Raw genomic sequence first — 19,205 nt, forward strand, 5'->3', positions numbered from 1 at the left:
TGCTATAAAAGCCCTTTTTCAAATTTTTCTTGCGCAGCCACAGTCATCGTTGCGTAAGGAACCGCTTCAAGGCGCTTTACCGGAATGTCATCTCCAGAAAGATCGCAAACACCATAGCTGCCCTCTTCAATTTTTTCTAAAGCACGATCAATTTGACGAATCATTCCTTGCTCTTTAGATGAAACTTCAATGCTAATCCTTTGGCCAAAATCATCGGTTCCTTCATCAGCTTGATGTTGAGAATATCCTTTCGAATCATCAGGAGTTTTCACGTCATCGGAAACAGCTTTCAAGGAAGACCCTAATTGCTTTTTCATTTCCAAAAGGCGCTTTTTGAATGTTTCTATTTCGTTTTTCTTAAGGGACATTTTACGACCTCACTTTTTTACTTCTTCTGGAGCAATTGTATAAATTGCATCCATAATTTCATCTACATCTTTAAACCGGCGATAGACACAGGCGAAGCGAATGTATGCCACAGTATCTAGCGCGTGCAGTTTCTCCATCACCAACTCTCCAAGCTTTGTCGCACTGATTTCCCTCACTTGCTTTTCTACAAGCTCGTTGGCAATCTGAGACGCTAAATCCCGGACTTGATCATGGCTAATTCTGGTATGGCGGGAGGCACTGTCAAGCCCTTTAACCAATTTTTGTAAGCTGAAGTCTTCGTAACTTCCATCTCGCTTGCGCACTTGAAGAGAAATATCAACCGTCTCAAATGTGGTAAAACGTTTGTTGCACTGTAAACACTCACGCCGCCGCCGAATGGCATTGGTTTCGCTCGCATTCCTAGAATCGGTCACCTTTGACTCATCATGTCCACAAAAAGGGCACTTCATAACCTTTCCACCAAATTATGCGCTTTATACAAATCCCACAATTTCTGGCATACAAAAAAATTCGGAGGAGGTGGGATTCGAACCCACGATACGCTTATCACGTATACACGCTTTCCAAGCGTGCTCCTTCGGCCGCTCGGACACTCCTCCATAGGGGGCCAAAAATCCAGCTCCACTTTCTATGATTTTTTCTGTGGATTGGTATAAATAGAGGCATGTTAACCTTCCTAGAATTAATTTACAATCAGAATTCAGTCCTCGACAGAAGAAATGTTTTAGAGTAAGATGCTGGCAAAAGCCTCTGTGGTTACCAAAATAGGTTAGTTATGATAAAAAAGTTTCTCTCGATTTTTCTTTTGATCGTTTTTTTAGCTTCATGCCAAAAGAATAGCCCTCACACCTCAGGGAAACCTTTTGTTGTCACAAGCATCCCTCCTTATGTTTCACTCGTTCAAGCCATTGTTGGTGACACAATGACTGTTGCCTCAGCGCTTGGAGAAAACTTCTGTCCCCACGCAACTGAGATCACTCCTAATCAAATGAAAAAAGTGCAAAATGCCAACCTTTTTATTGGAGTGGGGGAAGCCTATGAGAGCAAACTTATAAGAGCTATGAATCAAGGAGACAAAAAAACACCTGTCCTAGAACTTGATAAAAAAATTTCTTTACTTTCCTTTTCTCAAGACACAAATGTTGTCAATGCCTGTCACGACGTCAACCTTCACTTGAAGGATTCTAGGGATCTTCATATTTGGCTTGGGCCGCAGGCTCTCATTCCTCAAGTCAGCTCCATGGTTGAAGCTCTTTCTAAGCTTAACCCTGATAGTGCCAGCCAATACAACGAAAATGGAAATGTGTTAATCAAAAAAATCAAGGAAATTGATCAAAACCTACAAGAAGAGCTCCGCCCCTTCCAGAAAAAGGCAATCATCGTCTCACACCCCGCCCTAGGCTACTTCTGTCATGAATACAACTTAACGCAAATCACCGTTGAATGCGAAGGGAAAGAACCTTTAGCAAGAGACGCTACTAATATCCTCCGCCTCGCAAAAAATTCCGATGTTATTTGTGCTTTCACCGCCCCCCAATTTAACAACAAAGGGACAGAACTTATTGCACAAAAATTGAATATAAGAATCGAGAGCTTCAATCCTTTAGCTCTGGATCCCCTTGAAACCATTCAACAGATCGCAAACGCCATAACAAAGTAAATAGCAATGAGTGCGATCATCTTTAATCAACTCTCCTTCTCTTATGACTCTATTGACGTCCTCAAAAAAGTCTCTTTTAAGGTAAATAAAGGTGAGTACGTTGGAATCGTTGGACCAAATGGCGGGGGAAAAACGACAGCTATTAAACTGATGTTAGGATTTCTTGTGCCAAACAACGGAAGCGTTAAAGTTTTGGGAGGATCTCCCGTTTTAGCCCGAACGAAGATTGGATATGTCCCCCAAATAAATGCTTACGATAAGGATTTTCCCATCTCAGTGATGGAGGTTGTTTTGACAGGAAGCTTGGCAAAACTAAATTGGAGAGGAAAATTCCCGAAGGGAGAGCGAGAGAGGGCAAAGAAACTCCTCACCGAGGTGGGCCTTCAAGGCTTTGAAAACCGCCCTTTCGGCTCTCTTTCTGGAGGGCAAGCACAAAAAGTCTTGATCATTCGAGCGCTTATGTGCAATCCAGATATTCTTTTATTAGATGAGCCGACCGCAAATGTGGATGCAAAATCTGAGGAAGCGATTTTTGCTTACTTAAAAGGTCTACAGGGAAAAAAAACCATTCTGATTGTCACTCACAACTTTGATGCAATTATTCAAAACGTTGAGCGCGTGCTTTGCTTTCAGCATGAGGTATCCTCCATGCTTCCAAAGGACGTCTGTGCACACTTTGCTATAGGAATGTATCACAAACCAGGAGGGCATAGCCATGGCTAGCCTTTCGCCCATAAGTTTTATTACCGCAATTTTTACCGAGCCTTTTTTGCTGATGGCCCTTTTAGGAGCGTTTGGAGCCTCTATTGCTGGGGGGATTATTGGGTCCTATGTGGTTGTTAAACGGATCGTATTTTTAAGCGGAAGCATTGCGCACTCTGTAATCGGAGGGCTTGGTGTAGCCCTTTATATTAAGCGAGTTTACAATGTTTCTTGGTTGGAACCCATCCATGGAGCTCTTATTGCCGCCTTTCTTTCAGCATGGCTCATAGGATCGGTGCGCCTCTATTATCGACAGAGAGAAGATACTGTAATTGCCGCCCTCTGGGCATTTGGAATGTCTGTTGGAGTCATCATGATTTCGCTAACACCAGGCTATACAAATGAGATTACAAACTATCTTTTTGGAAATATTCTATGGGCAAGCCATGCAGATCTCTACATGCTTTTTGGGCTCGATGCTGCTGTCTTGGGAGTCACAGCCATTTATCACCGCCGCTTTTTGGCGGTCTGCTTTGATGAGAATCAGGCTGCTCTGCAAGCCCAAAATGTCCAGCTACTTTACTTTCTCCTTCTCTCCTTAATCGCGCTAACTGTGGTCCTCATGATTCAGGTGGTAGGAGCCATTCTTATTATCGCCTTTCTCTCGCTCCCTGCAGCCATTGCAAATACCTTTACCCATCGTCTTTCAAAAATGATGGGCATTGCAATTATCATCGGAGGGATCACTTCGATTCTTGGCGTGTCGATTTCTTTTGCCTTGAACTGGCCATCAGGAGCTACAATTGGTCTCACAGCAACAACAATCTACTTGCTAAATTTACTGCGGAAAAAAGGCTAGCTCCTAATCTTCCTTAGAGGAAAAGTACGCGTACTTCAGATCTATCTCTTTGAGCGGAGAAACATAGACACCATGCAATTTTGGATTCTTAAGGTAAGTAAGATTATGGAAATACAAGGGAATAATCGGCATCTCTTCCATGAGCAATGCTTCGGCATTCCTAAATAATTCCTTCCTTTTCACCTGATCTAATTCGAAGTCTGCTTTGTCGAGGTATTGATAATACAGAGGATGCTCCCATCGACACATATTGGCGGAAAGGTGGCGTTTTCGAAAGGTTTCTAACATGTAGAAGGGATCAGCAATCCACGAAAACCATGCCATTTCACCGATTTGAAAATTTCCTTTTGAAATAGTGGTAAAGTGCACTGGCCAATCCGACTGCTCAATCTCAACTTGAATGCCAAATGCTTTACGCCATTGCTCTTGAATCGCCTGAATAATACGGATTTCCAAAGACCGACTCCGACTTCTAACAACCAAAGGTCCCAGCTCCTCCTTTGTCACACCAAGTTCTTCCAAAGCCATTTCGAAATGCACGCGTGCAGCTTCTAGATCTCCATCGTGAAAGTAGGGCTTTTCTTGGAGTCTTAATTTGGAACCTAAAATTCCCGTTGCAGGCTTTTCTTGCATTTGCAGCACATGATCAACAAGCTCTTGTCTATTGATCGAAAGGGAAAGCGCTTTGCGAAAGTTTTTGTTTGTGAATGGAAACTGCTCTGTATTCATAAAAAACCAACTCAATCCCATAGATTCAATATAATGCAGTCTATCCTGCAGTCTATGATCCGTAACAATATCGAGAGCGATCGGCGAGAAGGGTTCGCCTAACCAGTCAAGAGAACCCTTTTCGTACAGATAAAATTGAGTTGTTGCATCTTGAACAATTTGGATGTTTACTCCACTGAGTTGTACCTGCTGGTTATCCCAGTAGTGCGGACTTTTCTTAAGCAATAGAAAATCATCTTTTTTCCACTCTTGAAGTAAAAATGGCCCATTTGAAACAAAACTTCCTGCATTCCTTACCCAGTCCCCATTTGACAGGTCTACTTTTTTGTTAACAGGGGCAAAGGTTGTACAGCATGTCAAGTAAGAAAAATAGGGAGCAGGGTGCTCCAAATCCACAACCAGAGTCTTTTCATTAAGCGCTTTGACTCCCACTTGATCGACATCTACCGTTCCCTCTAAACAAGCTGCTGCGTTTAGAATGGTATAAAACGTATACGCCCCTGTTTGAGCAGATTGCGGAGACACGGATTTTTTCCATGCATACTCGAAATCGTAGGCAGTGACAGGGTCCCCATTCGTCCATTTAGAATCTCGAAGGTAAAACGTATAGGTCTTTTGATCCTCTGAGACCTCATATCTCTCAGCCACACCCGGAACGACTTCCCCATCTGGCCCTAAGCGCATGAGCCCCTCATACAGCATCCGAATCACATGCGCTGTAGGATAATCATTTGCAACCCTGGGATCAAGCGAGCGTACGGAACAATAAAAAGGAATTTGAGCGCATCGGCCACCAGAACTACTCTCTAGATCATGCCCGGACTGTTTCTTGCCACATCCAATAAAAAAAGGAACGATAAGAAGAATCAAAAAAAATTTCACTTTTACCACCCTGTAAAAAGCTTCAATCATGCGAGACAAAACAAAACATTCACCCGCCGCACAGTCAATGTGAAGCCGAGATTCTAGACCTCCCAAATAATCCTTTCAAGTAGAAAAACCTTTTTTGAGAAATTAATTTTACTTCAACGACAATACCTTAGAAAAATAGGCTGAAACATGCCTTATCGGAGGCATCAAGGACTTTTTTCTATTATTTTGAAAATAACCCGCGAAAATATTAGACCTCTCCAGCTCACTTGTGAATTCAATTAAAAAAAGAGGGTTTTTTATGGCAATTCCAGTGATATTTAGATTTTTAGGCAATGTTAGTTTTGGAGTCATTTATTCCAAATTTTCACATAAATTCTCCTTACTCAGCAAGATTCCATTAACAGCCCAAAAGAAGTCTTTTGCCTTATCAACAATAGCTCAAGGAATTTTTACATATCACTCTTCTCCACAGGAAAGCAGAAAGTTCTTTGTTAAAAAAAGTTTGTGCACATATCTATTTATTAACAGCTTGATATGTTTTTTCCATAGAGAAGCCCTAAAAGCAAATGCCATGAGCTCCTTTGTCCTAGGTATAGCTAAAATATTTCGTTTTAGTTATAATTTTTTGAATGACATATTCGCTAGATTTTAGAAAAAAAGTTCTATCAATCCGAAGCAAAGAAAAATTAAGCTTTGCCCAAGTAGCAAGACGCTTTGGAGTAAGTGTAAATAGTGTGTTTCTCTGGTCTAAGAGGTTAGAGCCGAGGCGCACTAAAATCAGACCTGCAATAAAGATTGATAGAGAGATCTTGATGGAGGATATCAAGAAATACCCTGATGCCTTCAACTATGAACGAGCACATCGTCTCAACGTAAGCACTTCAGGCATTCGGTGTGCCATGAAGAGGTTAAGAATTAGCTATAAAAAAAACTCTCAACCATCCCAAGGCCTGCGAAACAAAAAGACAAATCTTTCAAGGAAAAATCGCAGAATATAAACGTTTGGGAAAGCCAATTGTATATATTGATGAAAGCGGGTTTGCCCATGATATGCCCCGCACCCACGGTTACTCCAAAATAGGACAGCGATGTTTTGGCACTCATGATTGGGGAGCAAAAGGAAGAACAAATGCAATAGGGGCATTACTTGGAACAAGCCTCCTTACACTTGCGTTATTCGAGTGCAATATTAATACAGACGCCTTTTCCATTTGGGCAGAGGAGGACTTGCTACCGAAACTTCCCTCTGAAAGTATTCTGGTTATGGATAATGCTTCATTCCATAAAAGCAAATCTATGCAAGAGAAGATCCAGGCTGCAGGCCATACCTTGGAATATCTTCCTCCCTATTCCCCTGATCTAAACCCTATTGAACACAAGTGGGCACAGGCAAAGTCTAAGCGAAGAAAATATCAATGTGGAATAGACGAACTTTTCAAGGAGTACTGCCTATAACTAATTTAAGTCACTTTAGCTATACAGCTCAACTAGTGATAGACAAACTAGCGCTTAAGTTTCCAAAAACGCCTCTTTCAAACCATTTGTCAGAAGACAGCTGTATGTACCATAAGATTGGTCTGATACAACAATTGATTATGGAGATCAATAAAGGATTGTCGCCTGCTGAAAGAGCCGCTATAATTTGGGCAGAAAGTATAGAGGCTTGAGTGACAAAATCGGTCACAAAGCTGTGCAAAGAGAATAATGACGTAGCGAATATCCAAAGAGAGACCCTTTTTCGTGTTTACAAAGAGTTAAAAACACAAGACCAAGCCTTGTATATCCCCGAAATTGCGCAAAAGAGACTTGAAAATGTTGAAAAACGTCCTGGAGGTGGTGAGTCTGAATATTTTAGCGAACGCATCTGCCAAGCCGCAATCAAGAGATCTTTGGGAAATTTTGATCCGGCTAAGGTATGGATCAAGGGGTCAGGAGCACCTGATTTTGATCAGGAAATTGCCCTGTTTATTGATGATCAGGTCGGAAATGACAAAAGCCCTGCGATTAAAGAATTTATGAAAGGTGGATGAGGATGAAAAAGACTCATGCACTGTTGCTGTTACATCAGAGCAGATGTGACTTGTATACTTTCTGAAAACCGACATCATAAGCCATTACGTTTGAATTTGTAAAAAACACCTTTTACTTTCTCATTAAAAACCAGAGTATAGTGCCATCATGAGAGCGGTGTTCAAAAAAAATCTGAAGCCGATCTTCAAAGTCGACAAGTTAAAGCAACATTTTAATGCGTTAGCCCTATCTATTACAAAATGATTGACACTTTCGTGATATTTCTCTATGATAGGCGATTCTATTAATGGAGAAACGAATTATGTATGCAATCATTCATACCGGCGGTAAACAGTACCGGGTTGAAAAAGGTGATGTAATCGAAGTCGAACTACTCGGAATTGAGAGCGGAGCTGTCGAATTCAATGAAATTATGCTTTTTAACGACGGGAAGACCGCCCATGTCGGCGCTCCTCACGTGGCAAAATGCCTAGTTAAGGGAGAAGTCATTGGAGATACTAAAGGCCCAAAAGTGGTTTCTTTCAAATATAAGCGTCGAAAGAACTACCGCCGTAAGGTAGGCCATAGACAAAAATATTCTGTTGTTAAAATCACCGATATCGAAGCGAAGTAAGGAAACGGTATGTCACATAAGAAAGGTCAAGGATCAAGTAGAAACGGAAGAGATTCGAACGCACAGCGTCTTGGGATCAAAGCAACACACGGTGAATATGTCACTGCAGGAAGCATTATTGTCCGTCAACGTGGCACCAAGTGGCACCCTGCAAAAAATGTAAAGCGTGGAAAAGATGATACTCTCTTTTCTCTGATCGATGGAATTGTTCATTTCCGCAGTGGAAAGAATACTTGCGTTTCTGTCGCTCCCTCTCAGTAAATTCACCTGCGTTTTTACAGTTAACTAAGAATAGGCTCATTTGAGCCTATTTTGTATTTTGGAAGGAATTAGATGTTTACGGATAGCGTAAGGCTAAAATTATCTGCGGGAAAGGGAGGCAATGGTGTTATCGCCTGGCGCCGCGAAAAATACATCCCAAAAGGTGGTCCTTATGGAGGCAATGGGGGATCTGGCGGCTGCGTTATTATCAAAAGCGATCCTCAAGTTTACTCCCTTGATCAATTCCGCAACAAACGCCTAATACATGCTGAAAATGGGGGGTGCGGTGGCACCAACAATCGCCAAGGCAAAAATGGCAAAGACCTCGTGTTGAAAGTTCCCTGTGGCACACTTATTCATGATAGCAAAACAGGCGGGCTTCTTTATGATCTAACCGAGCCGGGTGAAGAATTTCACTTATGCCAGGGCGGAAAGGGCGGAAAGGGAAACACCTTTTTCAAAACGCCCACGAATCAAGCCCCGGCAAAATGCACTCCGGGACATCCCGGAGATGTGAAAAGTATTGAGATGGAACTGAAGCTCCTTGCTGATGTCGGATTTATGGGATTCCCTAATGCAGGAAAATCTACCCTTCTATCAAAACTGGCAGCGATTGAAGTCAAAACTGGCGCTTACCCTTTTACGACGCTAAAACCTAACCTCAGCTATATGGAGTTTGATGATTTTTCGCGTATTTACTTAGCTGATATCCCAGGAATCATTCCTGATGCCCACAACAACCGAGGATTGGGCCTTTCTTTTCTTAAGCATGTGGAGCGCTCATCTACCTTGATCTATCTTATCGATATTTCTGGAGAAGAAGGACGTGATCCCTTCGAGGATTTTTTAACCCTTCGAAAAGAAGGGGAAGAATATTCCGCTGATATTCTAAAGAAACCTTTTTTAGTCGCCCTCAATAAAGTGGATAAGGGAAATGAAGAGCACCTTGAGGCCTTCAAAAAGAAATATCCTTTTCCCAAGGATACTCTATTCGAAATCTCTGCCCTTGAAGAAAAGGGGCTTCAACCATTCATCGGAAAAATACGCTCCCTTGCTCAGGCAAATGGAAAAAAATATCGTTGACTACTCTCCGTATGCTTCCTCGTGTACCTCAACAACTTGCCCTAAATTAACACCCGTTACCTGTTTAAAGAGGATTATGAGCCTATCCTGTATTTAATAAATATTTTTAACCAGAAACTTCAACCAAAAATCTATAAGGGCAAACTGTAAAAACCCTCTCCAATATTTCACCCTCCTTTCCCATCTCTTTGAGATTCTTCTATATCTTGTCTTCAGCCAGGAGATTGTACGCTCTACTTTTCACCTAAATTTCTCAAGGTAACATATCCCCTTCCGTGCCTTTTATCCTTTTCGGTATGGTATCAACGGAATCACTTTATTCTTCAACACTTTCAATTTAACCTGATCTCGTTCATCTCCCTTAGCCGATGTTGTAGTGATTCCTAAAGGTCTTCCTTACAAATCAACTAATAAATGGGATGTGACTCCTTTTCCCTTATAACCGTGCTCAACTTCTTCTCCGCCGCCTCTTCCACTGGAAAAAAAACCATCAATGCTCAATCTATCTGGCTCAACACCTCCAATAAGCTCAGCGACCTCAATAAGCTTGACTAAAACCCCCTCTAAAAACCCCTTTGATTCCATTTTTCCAAGCCAGCTATGAGCCGTTGAGCGATGAGCAAAATTCTTTCCTTTGGGCAGAGCCCACCAGGGAGATCCTGCGCTTAAGACCCAGAAAATTGAGTTGATAACAGGTCTCCATGGATGAAGTTTTCTTCCTCGACAATTTCTGCTCGTCCATTCTTCCATTAGAGGCTCTAACAACTTAAAATATTTTTTACTTAACCCTTGGAACACCTTTTCCTCCGCTGTTCTTATTTTGATATTTAATATAAAAAGGATCAGCTTGAAATTCAGATCTACTTACAATGCGCTCTTCAGCGAAAGGCACTTCCTCATAAAATTTCTGTACTTTAGCCTTATATGCTTGGTCGTAAGCAGACAAATTATCTCGAGTAACGTTGTGAATCACATATCTATCACTTCCATTTCCGAAGTGATGGAATGCACTATCTATTCGAGCTACCATTTATGGCCTTCCCCACCTAACAGGGAGACATTTCCCCAAATTTACGCTTATAATGCCAGAAAATATTATAGACATTCTTGGCAAATTCTAATAAGAAGGTAACGTGCGTTTGTGGTTAATCATTTTTTTTATTTTTGCGTGTTCTCTTTGGGGTAATCCTTCAGGAATGGAGACGATTAAGGGCTCCTGCAGTCTCCAAAAGGTGGGGCAAAATCTCCAAGTTGGAGCGAGCGATGGAGCCATCATCTATTGGAAAGACTTTTCGATTGCTTTACAAGAACATGTGGAGTTCATTCAACCTAGCACAAAGGCCTGGGTTCTTAACAAAGTTACAGGGAAGAGAAGGAGTGAAATTTATGGCGAGCTCACCAGTAACGGGCAAATTGTTCTTATCAATCCAAATGGCATCTTGTTTGGAAAAGAATCAAGGGTTGAAGTCGGGGGACTCATTGCATCGTCTTTGAAAGATGTCATCGTTGAAGGAAGCATCTCGGCAAAAAATGGTGCTCTTGCATTACTCGGAAGAGAGGTACATATCTCGGGAGAGATTCTTTCTCGAGTCGGGAAACATGCCTACGTGCGCGCTGAAGAAAACCCTTATGAAATTGAGGTCAGTAAGGTTGGGGGACGGGTCTATGTCCACTCTGAGAAAAAGACCATTGTTACCCAATCGGGATTGGTAAGGGGAGAAAATGTGTATCTTTTGTCAGACAGAGTCACCCATTTTCATGGGAAGGCTCACGTTGGGGATATCGAAATTTCTGGAAGAAACGGGTTTTATCATGATGGAGAGATCCAGCGAACAGGATGCCTTCTTCTCGACCCTGAATCAAATGTGACGATTAGTACAACCTCCTCTTACAATTATAATTTGAAGGATGGCCCCAGCTCGGACTTTAGTAATATTACCATTGATAAGCTTATTGAGGAACTTGGAAAGGGACCGGTTACGATCACCACATCCTACCAAGGCGAAGGAGGCGCACCGGGATCAATCATCCTTAAAGAGGATATCGACCACACTTTCAACAGCCCTTATCCTCTGATTTTTTGTACAAAAAGCGCGGATGGTATTTTGATCGAGGGAAGACTTACCAATGTTGGAAGTGGAGCGATAGAATTGATTGCTCCTAAAGCAACCATCACAGGAAAACTAATTGGGCAGAATCTCAAGATTGAGGGAGATCTTTCATGTTTGGGGGAACTCTATGGGAAGAACCTTACCCTATCATCTGAAGGACCAAGTAAAGTATCAGGAAAACTCATGACTGATGGGGGAACTCTATCTTGGAAAACAAAGGGAGATATCCTCTTGACTGGGGAATGGGGACATTTGGGAGGTGGCGCGCTTCTAATTGATGGAGCACAAAACTTTTGGATCGAAGAAGGGGCTCTTTTCTACGCCACAAATCGGACAACGGAACTCACAATCAAAAATCTAAGCGGGTCCTTTTCGATTGAGCGAGGGCTAGTTTCTCCAGGATGCGCTCCTCTTTTGATTTCAGGTCCCCTTGGCTCTGTATCTCTAGAGGGCGGGAGGATCGATTCTATGGCACCCATTACTATCAATGTGGGGCATCATTGCCACCTCCATCAAAGCCAAATCACCTCACAAAAACCGATCCATCTAAGTCTCGGAAGCGAACTTCTTTTAATGAAAGGCTCTACGCTAAATTCTCCCTTAGGGGTCCACGTGAATGCTAAAGGAGACCTTGCCATCCTTGATACCTCTTTAATTACAGGTCGCGGGCTTTTCATCAGCGCAGGGGAAACCCTCACTCTACTAGACCATGGCTCCATGAGAGGGGGATCGGGTCCCGTCTCTATCGGAGCGGGAAAAGACCTTTATCTTGATGGCCCAAATGTTCAAGTCGAGGGGGGACAAGTCATACTACTTCCCGGGGAAACCTTAACCCTTGAAGATCAAGCTCAGGTTTCTTCAACACTAGGATCATTGTCTATCTCGGCTGGATCATCGATCCGACTTGATGATCAAACGTTGATCAGCGCCCAGGGAGGAGATCTTGACTTGCTCGTCACTGAAGGGAGCCTTCATCTATATGGGGAAAGTACAGTTTCTTCTACAACGCACGGGAGCTCTATTATTCTTGGAAAATCTCTTATCATGGAAAACTTTTCTAAAATCAGGAGTATTGGAGAGCAAGGAACAACCATTGTCGTTGATCACCTGGGAAGTAATGGGGGAATTGCGATGGGAATCAATACGTTAATCTCTACAGGACACTCCCCTCTTAAGATCTTTTCTTCCAAGCGAGACTTTAATACTATTGAGGGAACCTTGAATGGGTACCGCTATTCTCCCTCTCTTCAATACTTAAGTACAAATCATGAAAAATGGGGAACAACGTACCCAAGCCGTTTATCTAACGCTCCTTTTACCCTCTTTCATAAAGAATCAGGCTTGATCCAAATTGGTAAAGCAAAAGTAAGCCAAGTCGATTTTTCTAGAATCTTGACAAATTATATAGGTCCATTCACGGCGGAGATGCAGCGAGACCTTCATCCTTATGATGAGTTTACGAATCAGGCAATTTTCTTTACCAGCGAAGAAGAGCCATATTTTATTCGAAAACCTAACCTCTATCCAATTCCTGATAAGAATTTTTAAGTGGAATAAAAGCTAAAATAATGACAAAATGTCGCTTATGGGAAAATGCGTTTGGACAATTTTATTCATTCCTTTTGTTTTATTTGGAACAGTCAAACACTCTTCCTTTGTCGATCATGATACCGCCTCTCACCCAATACAAGTCAATGCTTCTGCTCCCCCCTTTAAGGGCCTCATTCTTTTAGAAAATAAAGCCGATCTTAACCCCGCAGGATATCACGATGTCCACGGAGTCATGAGCTACCATGTCGATTTACCTGGAGGAACTGTCGAATTAAAACAAAGGGTCCGCATCTACTACAACCAACCTCTCGATAAAGAAACCATTACCGAAATCAAAAAGCGTGTCATCCAATACTACCAAAATCATGACCGCCCAGTTGTTACTATTTCAGTCCCCCATCAAGATATTTCCACGGGAGTTTTGCAACTGGTTATCACAGAAGGAAAGCTCGGAAAAATCTATTGCAAAGGCAATAAATGGTTCAAAAGCGATCGTCTTGAAGAAGCGATTCAACTAGAGCCAGGCGGAAAAATTGCCTCAGATATCTTAAATCAAAACCTCTACTGGCTTAACAAAAACCCTTTTCGGCATATCGATGGCATATACACTCCAGGAGAAGAGGAAGGAACCACTGATGTCGAGCTCATTTGTTCTGATCGCTTCCCTTTGCGTATCTATGCAGGAATCGATAACACTGGTAATGATGTTACAGGCAACAACCGCCTCTTTACAGGGTTTAACTGGGGGAACGTCTTTTGGAGTGACCAACGCCTTTCTTACCAGTTTGTCTCCTCCTCCGATTTTAAACGGTACTGGGCCCATACAGCTTTTTATGAAGTTCCCCTTCCCTGGCAACATATGCTCAATATTTATGGTGGCTACTCCCACGTCGATGCAGACTTTGCCGTTCCAGACATTGAAGGAAGCATGTTCCATACTCATGGGTTCTCCGTTCAAGGTTCTTTGAGATATGATATTCCACTAAAACCCTACAAAAACTTCCTGCATGAAATCACTTGGGGATTTGATTTCAAACGGACCAACAACAACCTTGACCTCGGCGGCGTTCCAATTATTTCTGAGAATAATGTGAATCTGACACAACTCATGCTCGGATACAACATGGGCTTTGAAAGCCCTCCCCTCTCCATCTCTTTGGAAATCGAGGGGTTTTGGTCTCCAAGAAAATGGATTTCAGATCAAACCAATGCCGACTACGAGTCGCTCCGCCCCTTTGCAAAAAATCAATATGTCTACACACGAACAGCACTCACCTTCATCTGGCGCTTTTATAAAGACTGGTCTATCCACAACTATTTCCGTGGACAACTTGCAAACATCAACCTCCTTCCTTCAGAAGAATATGGTATTGGTGGCTATAACACTGTCCGCGGATACAAGGAAAGAATCGTCAATGGTGACGCCGCTTTTATCTGGAACCTTGAATTCCGTACTCCGCCGGTTAGTATCCTTAACGCTCTTGCCGGATGGAAAAAATTCCATGATGAGATTCAATTCTTAGTTTTCTACGACTATGGCCTATCTGGAGTCAAACAGACCGCTCCTTCTCAAGACAAAACTACATATCTCATGAGCTTCGGCCCCGGTGTTCGCTATAATATCATCCCCTATCTTACTTTCCGAGCAGACTGGGGTTTCCAGCTTCACAACCTTCACCTCGGAGGTCCCTACCAACGCCTACACTTCGCACTCATTGTCGGTTATTAATCCATAAATTGTGTAGCACATGTTTACTCAAACACGATACAATCATTCCAATATGAAAGGTTCAAAAATACAGTCAACAACTCTAAAACAAAAAATCAGCATCGTAGGGATTTGTTCTGGGTGCATTGTCATGGGCCTTGTCTTCACAATGGTTAACACTGCCATTCCCTCTATCCAAAAGTCCCTTAAAACAAGCATTCATGCAATGCAGTGGATGATGATTGCTTTTGGAATGATTAATTGCGCCTTCCTTGTAACAAGTGGACGTATTGCTGATATTTTTGGCAGAAAAAAAATCTTTTTGTTGGGTCTTTCCTCATCAGGAACCGGTATGCTACTCGCAGGGTTTTGCTCAGGAAGTCCGGGTCTTATTCTAAGCATGAGTTTGGCAGGATTTGGAAACGCCATCCTCCTTCCAGTCTCTCAGGCGATGCTAGTCTCTGAATTTCCTGAAATGCGCCGCAAACATGCCATCGCTATTTGGGCAACAGCGGTAGCCTCTGCAATGGCAATAGGTCCTCTGGTCGGTGGTCTTATTCTTGAAGAGCTCGGTTGGCAGTGGGTATTCTGGGCAACTATCCCAATTGTCCTTATCAGTTTTATCCTTGTCTGCTTTTTTTCTAGAGAGAGTCAGAATCAAGATGATCCCCCTCATATTGATTATAAGGGGATGCTCTATATCGCCACAGCGCTTGCTTCATTTGTTCTAATCACCACGGAATTTTCCCAACTGCCTTGGATCATTATACTTCTGCTTCTAATCGTATTATTTATCAGCGCCTACCTACTACGGAGAAATGGAAAAACACACTCCTCTCCCATTCTTCTACAAGAGCTCGTTCAAAATCGCACCTTTCTTTGTGCATCCATTGCGAGTGCTTGCCTTATTTTTTACCTTTGGTCCCTATTTTTTATTCTTCCTATCTACTTACAAAAAGTCCAGCCCTTCTCACCTTTAGAGACTGGATTGCTCATGCTAGGAATTACGGTTCCTGTGGCTCTTTTCTCGCCGCTTGTCGGAAAACTGTATACCTCTAGAAATGCTTGGATTTTTATCGCTGCAGGATTCTTTCTGTTAATGCTCTCCTCAATCCTGCTAACTTTCTTTACCGCATCTTCTACTATCCCATTCATCTTAACTACAATCCTCCTTTTTGGATTAGGATATAGCTTGACCTGTAGTCCCACAACAGTTGCCGCAATTTCTGTTGTATCCACACAAAAAGCAGGCATTGCATCCGGTACATTTGTGACCTTTCAAGAAATCGGTGGAACTTTGGGCCTAGCTCTCATTGTCTCTTTGATTCAAATGTACCCGAATTTACTCTTAGGCATTAATAGAGGAGCTCTAGGTCTTTTAATCATCAGTGCAATGGGATGCTTTTGCGGGCTTGCGCTACGAAAAACAACGATTACAAGATAGCTTGAGCTGTACTAGAGTGACTGTAGATAGATAAAGAAGTCTTTTATAGGTGCATCACACCAAGCTTCAGGTAGCTTTTGGCGCCACTCTGTAGCCTTTGAAGGGCTTTTATCAACGCCGACCCCAAACTCTAAATGTCTAATCACGCCACCTAAGGCGTACTGATGCTCTCTCCCGGCTAAGATAACATGCGCTTCGAATGCTAATTTAGGAGCTTGAAATTTCCCCGGAGATCTTGCACAAGCAAAAAGGTTGCTTGTAGAAATATTTTCTGCTGCAACGCACTCTTTCAAAGATTTAATCGCCAATGATTTGTCAGGTCTCCCTGAATAGAGCTGAGCAAGGCGAAGCTTAGCAGCCTTGCTACCCGCTTGAGCTGCCTTTTCATGCGTTTCAAGAGCCTTGGGCAGGTCAGCACTTTCAAAATGCTTTGCATAAAGCCCTCCACTCCAATAATCTATCAAGATGGCGTAGAACTAACAGATCAAGACGCTGTCCCCATTCCACCAGAACTCATCGCGAGAAGACCACACGGATATAAGCCTTATGTTGTAGGAGCCCTTAATAAAAATCCCCGTGGCAGACCACGGGGTATTTACAAGTTAGAAAAATCTTAATTGATCACAATCTTCTAGTTTCCCCTGATTTTTAACATACTTTTTTACCACTTTCCAGTCTCCTCCCTCTGCAATAGTTGCCACATAATATCCATCTGTCCAAAATCCCCCTCCCCATAAATCTTTTTTCAGTTCGGGGTATGTTTTAAAAAGTTCTCCGGCTGTTATACTCTTAAACTTCCTAACCACCTCTCCAACGCTATATTTAGGATGACAGGAGCACTTGCACATTTCCCAAAACATGCTCTATTTCTCCCCCATTAAAGCCCAAAATTAGAGCGGGAAGCAAAGCTCTTCTTTGCGCAAATTGTATGCATTTCTCAAAGTCCGTTGTATCCTGATCGGTACTATATATTCCTTCTGCATCGGAGTGTGCTTGCACCGAGGAAACCGAGTCTCCATCCCCAACAATATATTAAGGTTTGAGCCCTTGCTCCACCATCCAAATAAATCACACTTCGATGAGACGCAATGATTTCTTCAATCAACCGCATTGTTTTACTTTCGGTGTATACCTAATTTTAAAAACAATCAGAACAATCGAAAAAATCGTCATCATCACATTGGTAACCCAGACAAAAACCATCCCTGTGAGTCCACCATAAGCTACCCAACTCAATGAGCAAACCAGAAAATTAATGAGCATCAATAAAGACAGATCACTTGCTGACTTCAGTTGATACGTGCGATAGATCTGAGGAATAAGAGAAAGAACAGACGTCGCTGACGCGACAATACTAATCACCAATAAGATCATTTTAATTTCCTCCGCTAGAATTATCTAGATCAGGTTATGCGGGTTGATGCTATACATCTCTCAGCCTGAAAGGGCACCCCGATTAAAATTTGGCCAGAGCCGGAACCGAACCGGAGACACAAAGATTTCCAGAAATCGAAACCCTGACCTTAAACCACAAAAGATAGCAAGACAAGAAAATTTTCTACTAGGGAATTCTTTTCAAGAAAAGCAATCAAAGGCTCCAGCAACATTCCGACTTTTTTTAAGCGAGGACCTCTTACCTGAGTATCTTCTTTGAATTTACTGAAATTTGGCGGAACATCGTAAACTGAAAACAGATACTTTCAATAAGCAGTTTTTATCCGGATTAAGACTCGGCTGAAATGGCCGCAATATTTATGTGCTCACGGTCGGTCATTCCCCATTCCTGTTTCCTCCACAATTAAATGAAACATCCAGCCAGAATCTTTGACTATCCCGAAGAGAAAAATTTCACAATCTCAATCGTCTAAAAGAATCTAATAATCTCAAAATACAATCCATGCAGCTGAGATCATTTCAATTTTGGCACTCGCTACATGAACCATGAATCTCCAAAGCCCACTGAAAAGGGATAAAGCTTTTTTTTGCCATATAATCCTTCAGGACTTGAGGCATATCACTGATATGGAGCCTCTATTGCCTTGCCACAAACATTGCAAAGCATAAATTGGGAACCTTCATGCTTATGCCCCGTCGGACAAAGGATGTATGCATTCAAGCTTTTAAGGCTATGAATAAAACCTGTTTCTAGCCAAAAGTCAATGGCACGATAAACGGTTTGTGGTTTCGGTTGATCTAGGACCAGGCTCAACTCCCCTAATATTGCATACGCACCTATTGGTTTATGGCTTTCCACAATAATCTTCAGAACTTCAATCCGAGGTCTTGTCAAACGCTGTTTTTGCTCAATACAAAATACCTTTGCTTGTTTGATAACCTTTTGGCTTGATTATGAAAGAAAATTTGCAAAAAAAACTTCCTGTAACCGTTTTATCTGGCTTCTTGGGGGCTGGAAAAACGCCCCTTCTCAACCATATTCTGAACAATCGTGAAGGTAGAAAAGTTGCTGTGATTGTCAATGATATGAGTGAGGTAAACATTGATATGGACTTAGTCGATCGAGGCTGAAGCGAGCTTTCTAAAACCGAAGAAAAGCTTGTTGAGATGAGTAATGGCTGTATTTGCTGTACTCTACGTGAAGATCTTTTGCTACAAGTATGCGAGCTAGCCTCAGAGGGAAGGTTTGATTATTTCTTAATAGAGAGCACTGGAATTTCTGAGCCTTTACCGGTAGCTACGACTTTCGAATTCCGCGATGAAAATGGCAACAGTCTCTCCGACCTTGCTTCGTTAGATCCAATGGTAACAATCGTTGACTCTGCTAATCTCATTAAAAACTATAGTTCAACAGAATTTTTGAAGGATCAGGATGAAAGCCTTGGGGAAGAAGACGAGCGCACGCTAGTTGATCTTTTGGTTGGGCAAATTGAATTTGCAAATGTCATCATTCTCAACAAGATCGACCTTATTTCACAAAAAGAGTTAAAGGCTGCAAAAATGATGATTTGGAGCCTGAATGTTAAAGCGAAGCTTATTGAAACGACTCATGCAGAGATAGACCTTGATGAAGTCATGGATACCAGCATGTTTAATCTAGAAGAAGTATCAAAAGATACCTGATCCGTTTCCAAAATGGTTTGAGCAGAGCCAGTAAGTGGAATCCTAATCCCCAAAATTCAGAACATTTGCACAAAAAACTGGGTTTTTTAGCTGTTTTTGCATCGCGACTCCT

General features: G+C 42.2%; 21 protein-coding genes, 1 tRNA gene, 1 pseudogene and 1 riboswitch. Of the genes and pseudogenes, 13 read left to right on the top strand and 10 right to left on the bottom strand.

The annotated features are described in order from the left end of the window. Positions 1 to 2 precede the first annotated feature (2 nt). From R2I63_RS04155 to R2I63_RS04165, 3 genes are all read right to left on the bottom strand, one after another. Entirely contained in the window at positions 3 to 368 is a 366-nt protein-coding gene (locus R2I63_RS04155) for a TraR/DksA family transcriptional regulator (protein WP_316359187.1), read from the bottom strand. Between the two features lie 9 nt (positions 369 to 377). After that, the gene (gene nrdR, locus R2I63_RS04160) at positions 378 to 839 is read right to left on the bottom strand and encodes a transcriptional regulator NrdR (RefSeq protein WP_316359189.1); all 462 of its coding nucleotides are present in this window, start codon (positions 837 to 839) and stop codon (positions 378 to 380) included. Between the two features lie 62 nt (positions 840 to 901). Beyond that, positions 902 to 989 (bottom strand) — tRNA-Ser (locus R2I63_RS04165). A gap of 176 nt (positions 990 to 1,165) precedes the next feature. On the opposite strand from R2I63_RS04165, the gene R2I63_RS04170 reads away from it, so the two are divergent. Genes R2I63_RS04170 through R2I63_RS04180 form a run of 3 tightly spaced genes read left to right on the top strand, consistent with a single transcriptional unit; the run spans position 1,166 to position 3,611 of the window. Then, positions 1,166 to 2,050: a metal ABC transporter substrate-binding protein gene (locus R2I63_RS04170; protein ID WP_316359191.1), complete on the top strand. Its 885-nt coding sequence runs from the start codon at positions 1,166 to 1,168 to the stop codon at positions 2,048 to 2,050. Positions 2,051 to 2,056: 6 nt separating this feature from the next. Beyond that, complete coding sequence (locus R2I63_RS04175; protein ID WP_316359193.1) at positions 2,057 to 2,773, top strand: metal ABC transporter ATP-binding protein; 717 nt, start codon at positions 2,057 to 2,059, stop codon at positions 2,771 to 2,773. Continuing rightward, the gene (locus R2I63_RS04180; protein ID WP_316359195.1) at positions 2,766 to 3,611 is read left to right on the top strand and encodes a metal ABC transporter permease; all 846 of its coding nucleotides are present in this window, start codon (positions 2,766 to 2,768) and stop codon (positions 3,609 to 3,611) included. Before R2I63_RS04175 ends, R2I63_RS04180 begins: the two co-directional genes overlap by 8 nt. Positions 3,612 to 3,614: 3 nt before the next feature. Here R2I63_RS04180 and R2I63_RS04185 read toward each other — a convergent pair whose 3' ends face one another. Continuing rightward, a complete protein-coding gene (locus R2I63_RS04185; RefSeq protein WP_316359197.1) occupies positions 3,615 to 5,318 on the bottom strand; it encodes a peptide ABC transporter substrate-binding protein in 1,704 nt (567 codons plus the stop codon). A gap of 524 nt (positions 5,319 to 5,842) precedes the next feature. Here R2I63_RS04185 and R2I63_RS04190 point away from each other — a divergent pair. From R2I63_RS04190 to cgtA, 6 genes are all read left to right on the top strand, one after another. Continuing rightward, positions 5,843 to 6,211, top strand: a complete 369-nt coding sequence (locus R2I63_RS04190; RefSeq protein ID WP_316356278.1) for an IS630 transposase-related protein — start codon at positions 5,843 to 5,845, stop codon at positions 6,209 to 6,211. Continuing rightward, the gene (locus R2I63_RS04195) at positions 6,198 to 6,668 is read left to right on the top strand and encodes an IS630 family transposase (protein ID WP_316359746.1); all 471 of its coding nucleotides are present in this window, start codon (positions 6,198 to 6,200) and stop codon (positions 6,666 to 6,668) included. Before R2I63_RS04190 ends, R2I63_RS04195 begins: the two co-directional genes overlap by 14 nt. 212 nt (positions 6,669 to 6,880) lie before the next feature. Next, positions 6,881 to 7,243, top strand: coding sequence for a hypothetical protein (locus R2I63_RS04200; RefSeq protein WP_316359199.1), 363 nt, complete (start codon positions 6,881 to 6,883; stop codon positions 7,241 to 7,243). A gap of 302 nt (positions 7,244 to 7,545) precedes the next feature. Further along, complete coding sequence (rplU, locus tag R2I63_RS04205; RefSeq protein ID WP_316359751.1) at positions 7,546 to 7,857, top strand: 50S ribosomal protein L21; 312 nt, start codon at positions 7,546 to 7,548, stop codon at positions 7,855 to 7,857. A gap of 9 nt (positions 7,858 to 7,866) precedes the next feature. Then, positions 7,867 to 8,118, top strand: a complete 252-nt coding sequence (rpmA, locus tag R2I63_RS04210) for a 50S ribosomal protein L27 (protein WP_316359201.1) — start codon at positions 7,867 to 7,869, stop codon at positions 8,116 to 8,118. A gap of 72 nt (positions 8,119 to 8,190) precedes the next feature. After that, complete coding sequence (cgtA, locus tag R2I63_RS04215; RefSeq protein WP_316359203.1) at positions 8,191 to 9,201, top strand: Obg family GTPase CgtA; 1,011 nt, start codon at positions 8,191 to 8,193, stop codon at positions 9,199 to 9,201. A 396-nt stretch (positions 9,202 to 9,597) separates the two neighbouring features. On the opposite strand, the gene R2I63_RS04220 is transcribed toward cgtA, so the two are convergent. Together R2I63_RS04220 and R2I63_RS04225 are read right to left on the bottom strand one after the other, a co-directional pair. Continuing rightward, positions 9,598 to 9,966 (bottom strand): transposase, encoded by a 369-nt coding sequence (locus tag R2I63_RS04220; protein ID WP_316359205.1) that lies wholly within the window; start codon positions 9,964 to 9,966, stop codon positions 9,598 to 9,600. Positions 9,967 to 9,979: 13 nt separating this feature from the next. After that, on the bottom strand, positions 9,980 to 10,231 hold the full coding sequence (locus R2I63_RS04225) for a hypothetical protein (RefSeq protein ID WP_316359207.1): 252 nt from the start codon (positions 10,229 to 10,231) through the stop codon (positions 9,980 to 9,982). A 109-nt stretch (positions 10,232 to 10,340) separates the two neighbouring features. Between R2I63_RS04225 and R2I63_RS04230 the strand changes: the two genes are divergently transcribed. The 3 genes from R2I63_RS04230 to R2I63_RS04240 are packed head-to-tail and all read left to right on the top strand — an operon-like array spanning position 10,341 to position 16,015. Beyond that, positions 10,341 to 12,860, top strand: a complete 2,520-nt coding sequence (locus R2I63_RS04230; RefSeq protein WP_316359209.1) for a filamentous hemagglutinin N-terminal domain-containing protein — start codon at positions 10,341 to 10,343, stop codon at positions 12,858 to 12,860. A 37-nt stretch (positions 12,861 to 12,897) separates the two neighbouring features. Next, complete coding sequence (locus R2I63_RS04235; protein ID WP_316359210.1) at positions 12,898 to 14,592, top strand: ShlB/FhaC/HecB family hemolysin secretion/activation protein; 1,695 nt, start codon at positions 12,898 to 12,900, stop codon at positions 14,590 to 14,592. Between the two features lie 52 nt (positions 14,593 to 14,644). Continuing rightward, positions 14,645 to 16,015, top strand: a complete 1,371-nt coding sequence (locus tag R2I63_RS04240) for an MFS transporter (RefSeq protein ID WP_316359212.1) — start codon at positions 14,645 to 14,647, stop codon at positions 16,013 to 16,015. A gap of 11 nt (positions 16,016 to 16,026) precedes the next feature. Here R2I63_RS04240 and R2I63_RS04245 read toward each other — a convergent pair whose 3' ends face one another. The 4 genes from R2I63_RS04245 to R2I63_RS04255 all read right to left on the bottom strand — a co-directional run bounded on the left by R2I63_RS04245 (position 16,027) and on the right by R2I63_RS04255 (position 17,389). Beyond that, positions 16,027 to 16,479 (bottom strand): hypothetical protein, encoded by a 453-nt coding sequence (locus tag R2I63_RS04245; protein WP_316359215.1) that lies wholly within the window; start codon positions 16,477 to 16,479, stop codon positions 16,027 to 16,029. A gap of 138 nt (positions 16,480 to 16,617) precedes the next feature. Next, positions 16,618 to 16,875, bottom strand: a complete 258-nt coding sequence (gene tnpA / locus R2I63_RS04250) for an IS200/IS605 family transposase (RefSeq protein ID WP_316359218.1) — start codon at positions 16,873 to 16,875, stop codon at positions 16,618 to 16,620. After that, positions 16,838 to 17,014, bottom strand: coding sequence for a hypothetical protein (locus R2I63_RS10625; protein ID WP_445083660.1), 177 nt, complete (start codon positions 17,012 to 17,014; stop codon positions 16,838 to 16,840). Before R2I63_RS10625 ends, tnpA begins: the two co-directional genes overlap by 38 nt. A 102-nt stretch (positions 17,015 to 17,116) precedes the next feature. Continuing rightward, positions 17,117 to 17,389, bottom strand: a complete 273-nt coding sequence (locus tag R2I63_RS04255) for a SemiSWEET family sugar transporter (RefSeq protein ID WP_316359220.1) — start codon at positions 17,387 to 17,389, stop codon at positions 17,117 to 17,119. After that, a riboswitch (TPP riboswitch) is annotated at positions 17,379 to 17,480 on the bottom strand. Its footprint overlaps the gene before it by 11 nt. A gap of 896 nt (positions 17,481 to 18,376) precedes the next feature. On the opposite strand from R2I63_RS04255, the pseudogene R2I63_RS04260 reads away from it, so the two are divergent. Continuing rightward, a pseudogene (locus R2I63_RS04260) lies at positions 18,377 to 19,075 on the top strand (GTP-binding protein); the annotation flags it as partial. Positions 19,076 to 19,205 lie beyond the last annotated feature (130 nt).

It is taken from the genome of Candidatus Neptunochlamydia sp. REUL1 (assembly GCF_963457595.1).
Classification (GTDB): Bacteria; Chlamydiota; Chlamydiia; order Chlamydiales; family Simkaniaceae; genus Neptunichlamydia.

Coding starts and splice junctions, on each gene's coding strand:
- R2I63_RS04155 (WP_316359187.1), bottom strand. CDS start 368: ATGTCCCTTAAGAAAAACGAAATAGAAACATTCAAAAAGCGCCTTTTG.
- nrdR (WP_316359189.1), bottom strand. CDS start 839: ATGAAGTGCCCTTTTTGTGGACATGATGAGTCAAAGGTGACCGATTCT.
- R2I63_RS04170 (WP_316359191.1), top strand. CDS start 1,166: ATGATAAAAAAGTTTCTCTCGATTTTTCTTTTGATCGTTTTTTTAGCT.
- R2I63_RS04175 (WP_316359193.1), top strand. CDS start 2,057: ATGAGTGCGATCATCTTTAATCAACTCTCCTTCTCTTATGACTCTATT.
- R2I63_RS04180 (WP_316359195.1), top strand. CDS start 2,766: ATGGCTAGCCTTTCGCCCATAAGTTTTATTACCGCAATTTTTACCGAG.
- R2I63_RS04190 (WP_316356278.1), top strand. CDS start 5,843: ATGACATATTCGCTAGATTTTAGAAAAAAAGTTCTATCAATCCGAAGC.
- rplU (WP_316359751.1), top strand. CDS start 7,546: ATGTATGCAATCATTCATACCGGCGGTAAACAGTACCGGGTTGAAAAA.
- rpmA (WP_316359201.1), top strand. CDS start 7,867: ATGTCACATAAGAAAGGTCAAGGATCAAGTAGAAACGGAAGAGATTCG.
- cgtA (WP_316359203.1), top strand. CDS start 8,191: ATGTTTACGGATAGCGTAAGGCTAAAATTATCTGCGGGAAAGGGAGGC.
- R2I63_RS04225 (WP_316359207.1), bottom strand. CDS start 10,231: ATGGTAGCTCGAATAGATAGTGCATTCCATCACTTCGGAAATGGAAGT.
- R2I63_RS04235 (WP_316359210.1), top strand. CDS start 12,898: ATGGGAAAATGCGTTTGGACAATTTTATTCATTCCTTTTGTTTTATTT.
- R2I63_RS04240 (WP_316359212.1), top strand. CDS start 14,645: ATGAAAGGTTCAAAAATACAGTCAACAACTCTAAAACAAAAAATCAGC.
- tnpA (WP_316359218.1), bottom strand. CDS start 16,875: ATGTTTTGGGAAATGTGCAAGTGCTCCTGTCATCCTAAATATAGCGTT.
- R2I63_RS04255 (WP_316359220.1), bottom strand. CDS start 17,389: ATGATCTTATTGGTGATTAGTATTGTCGCGTCAGCGACGTCTGTTCTT.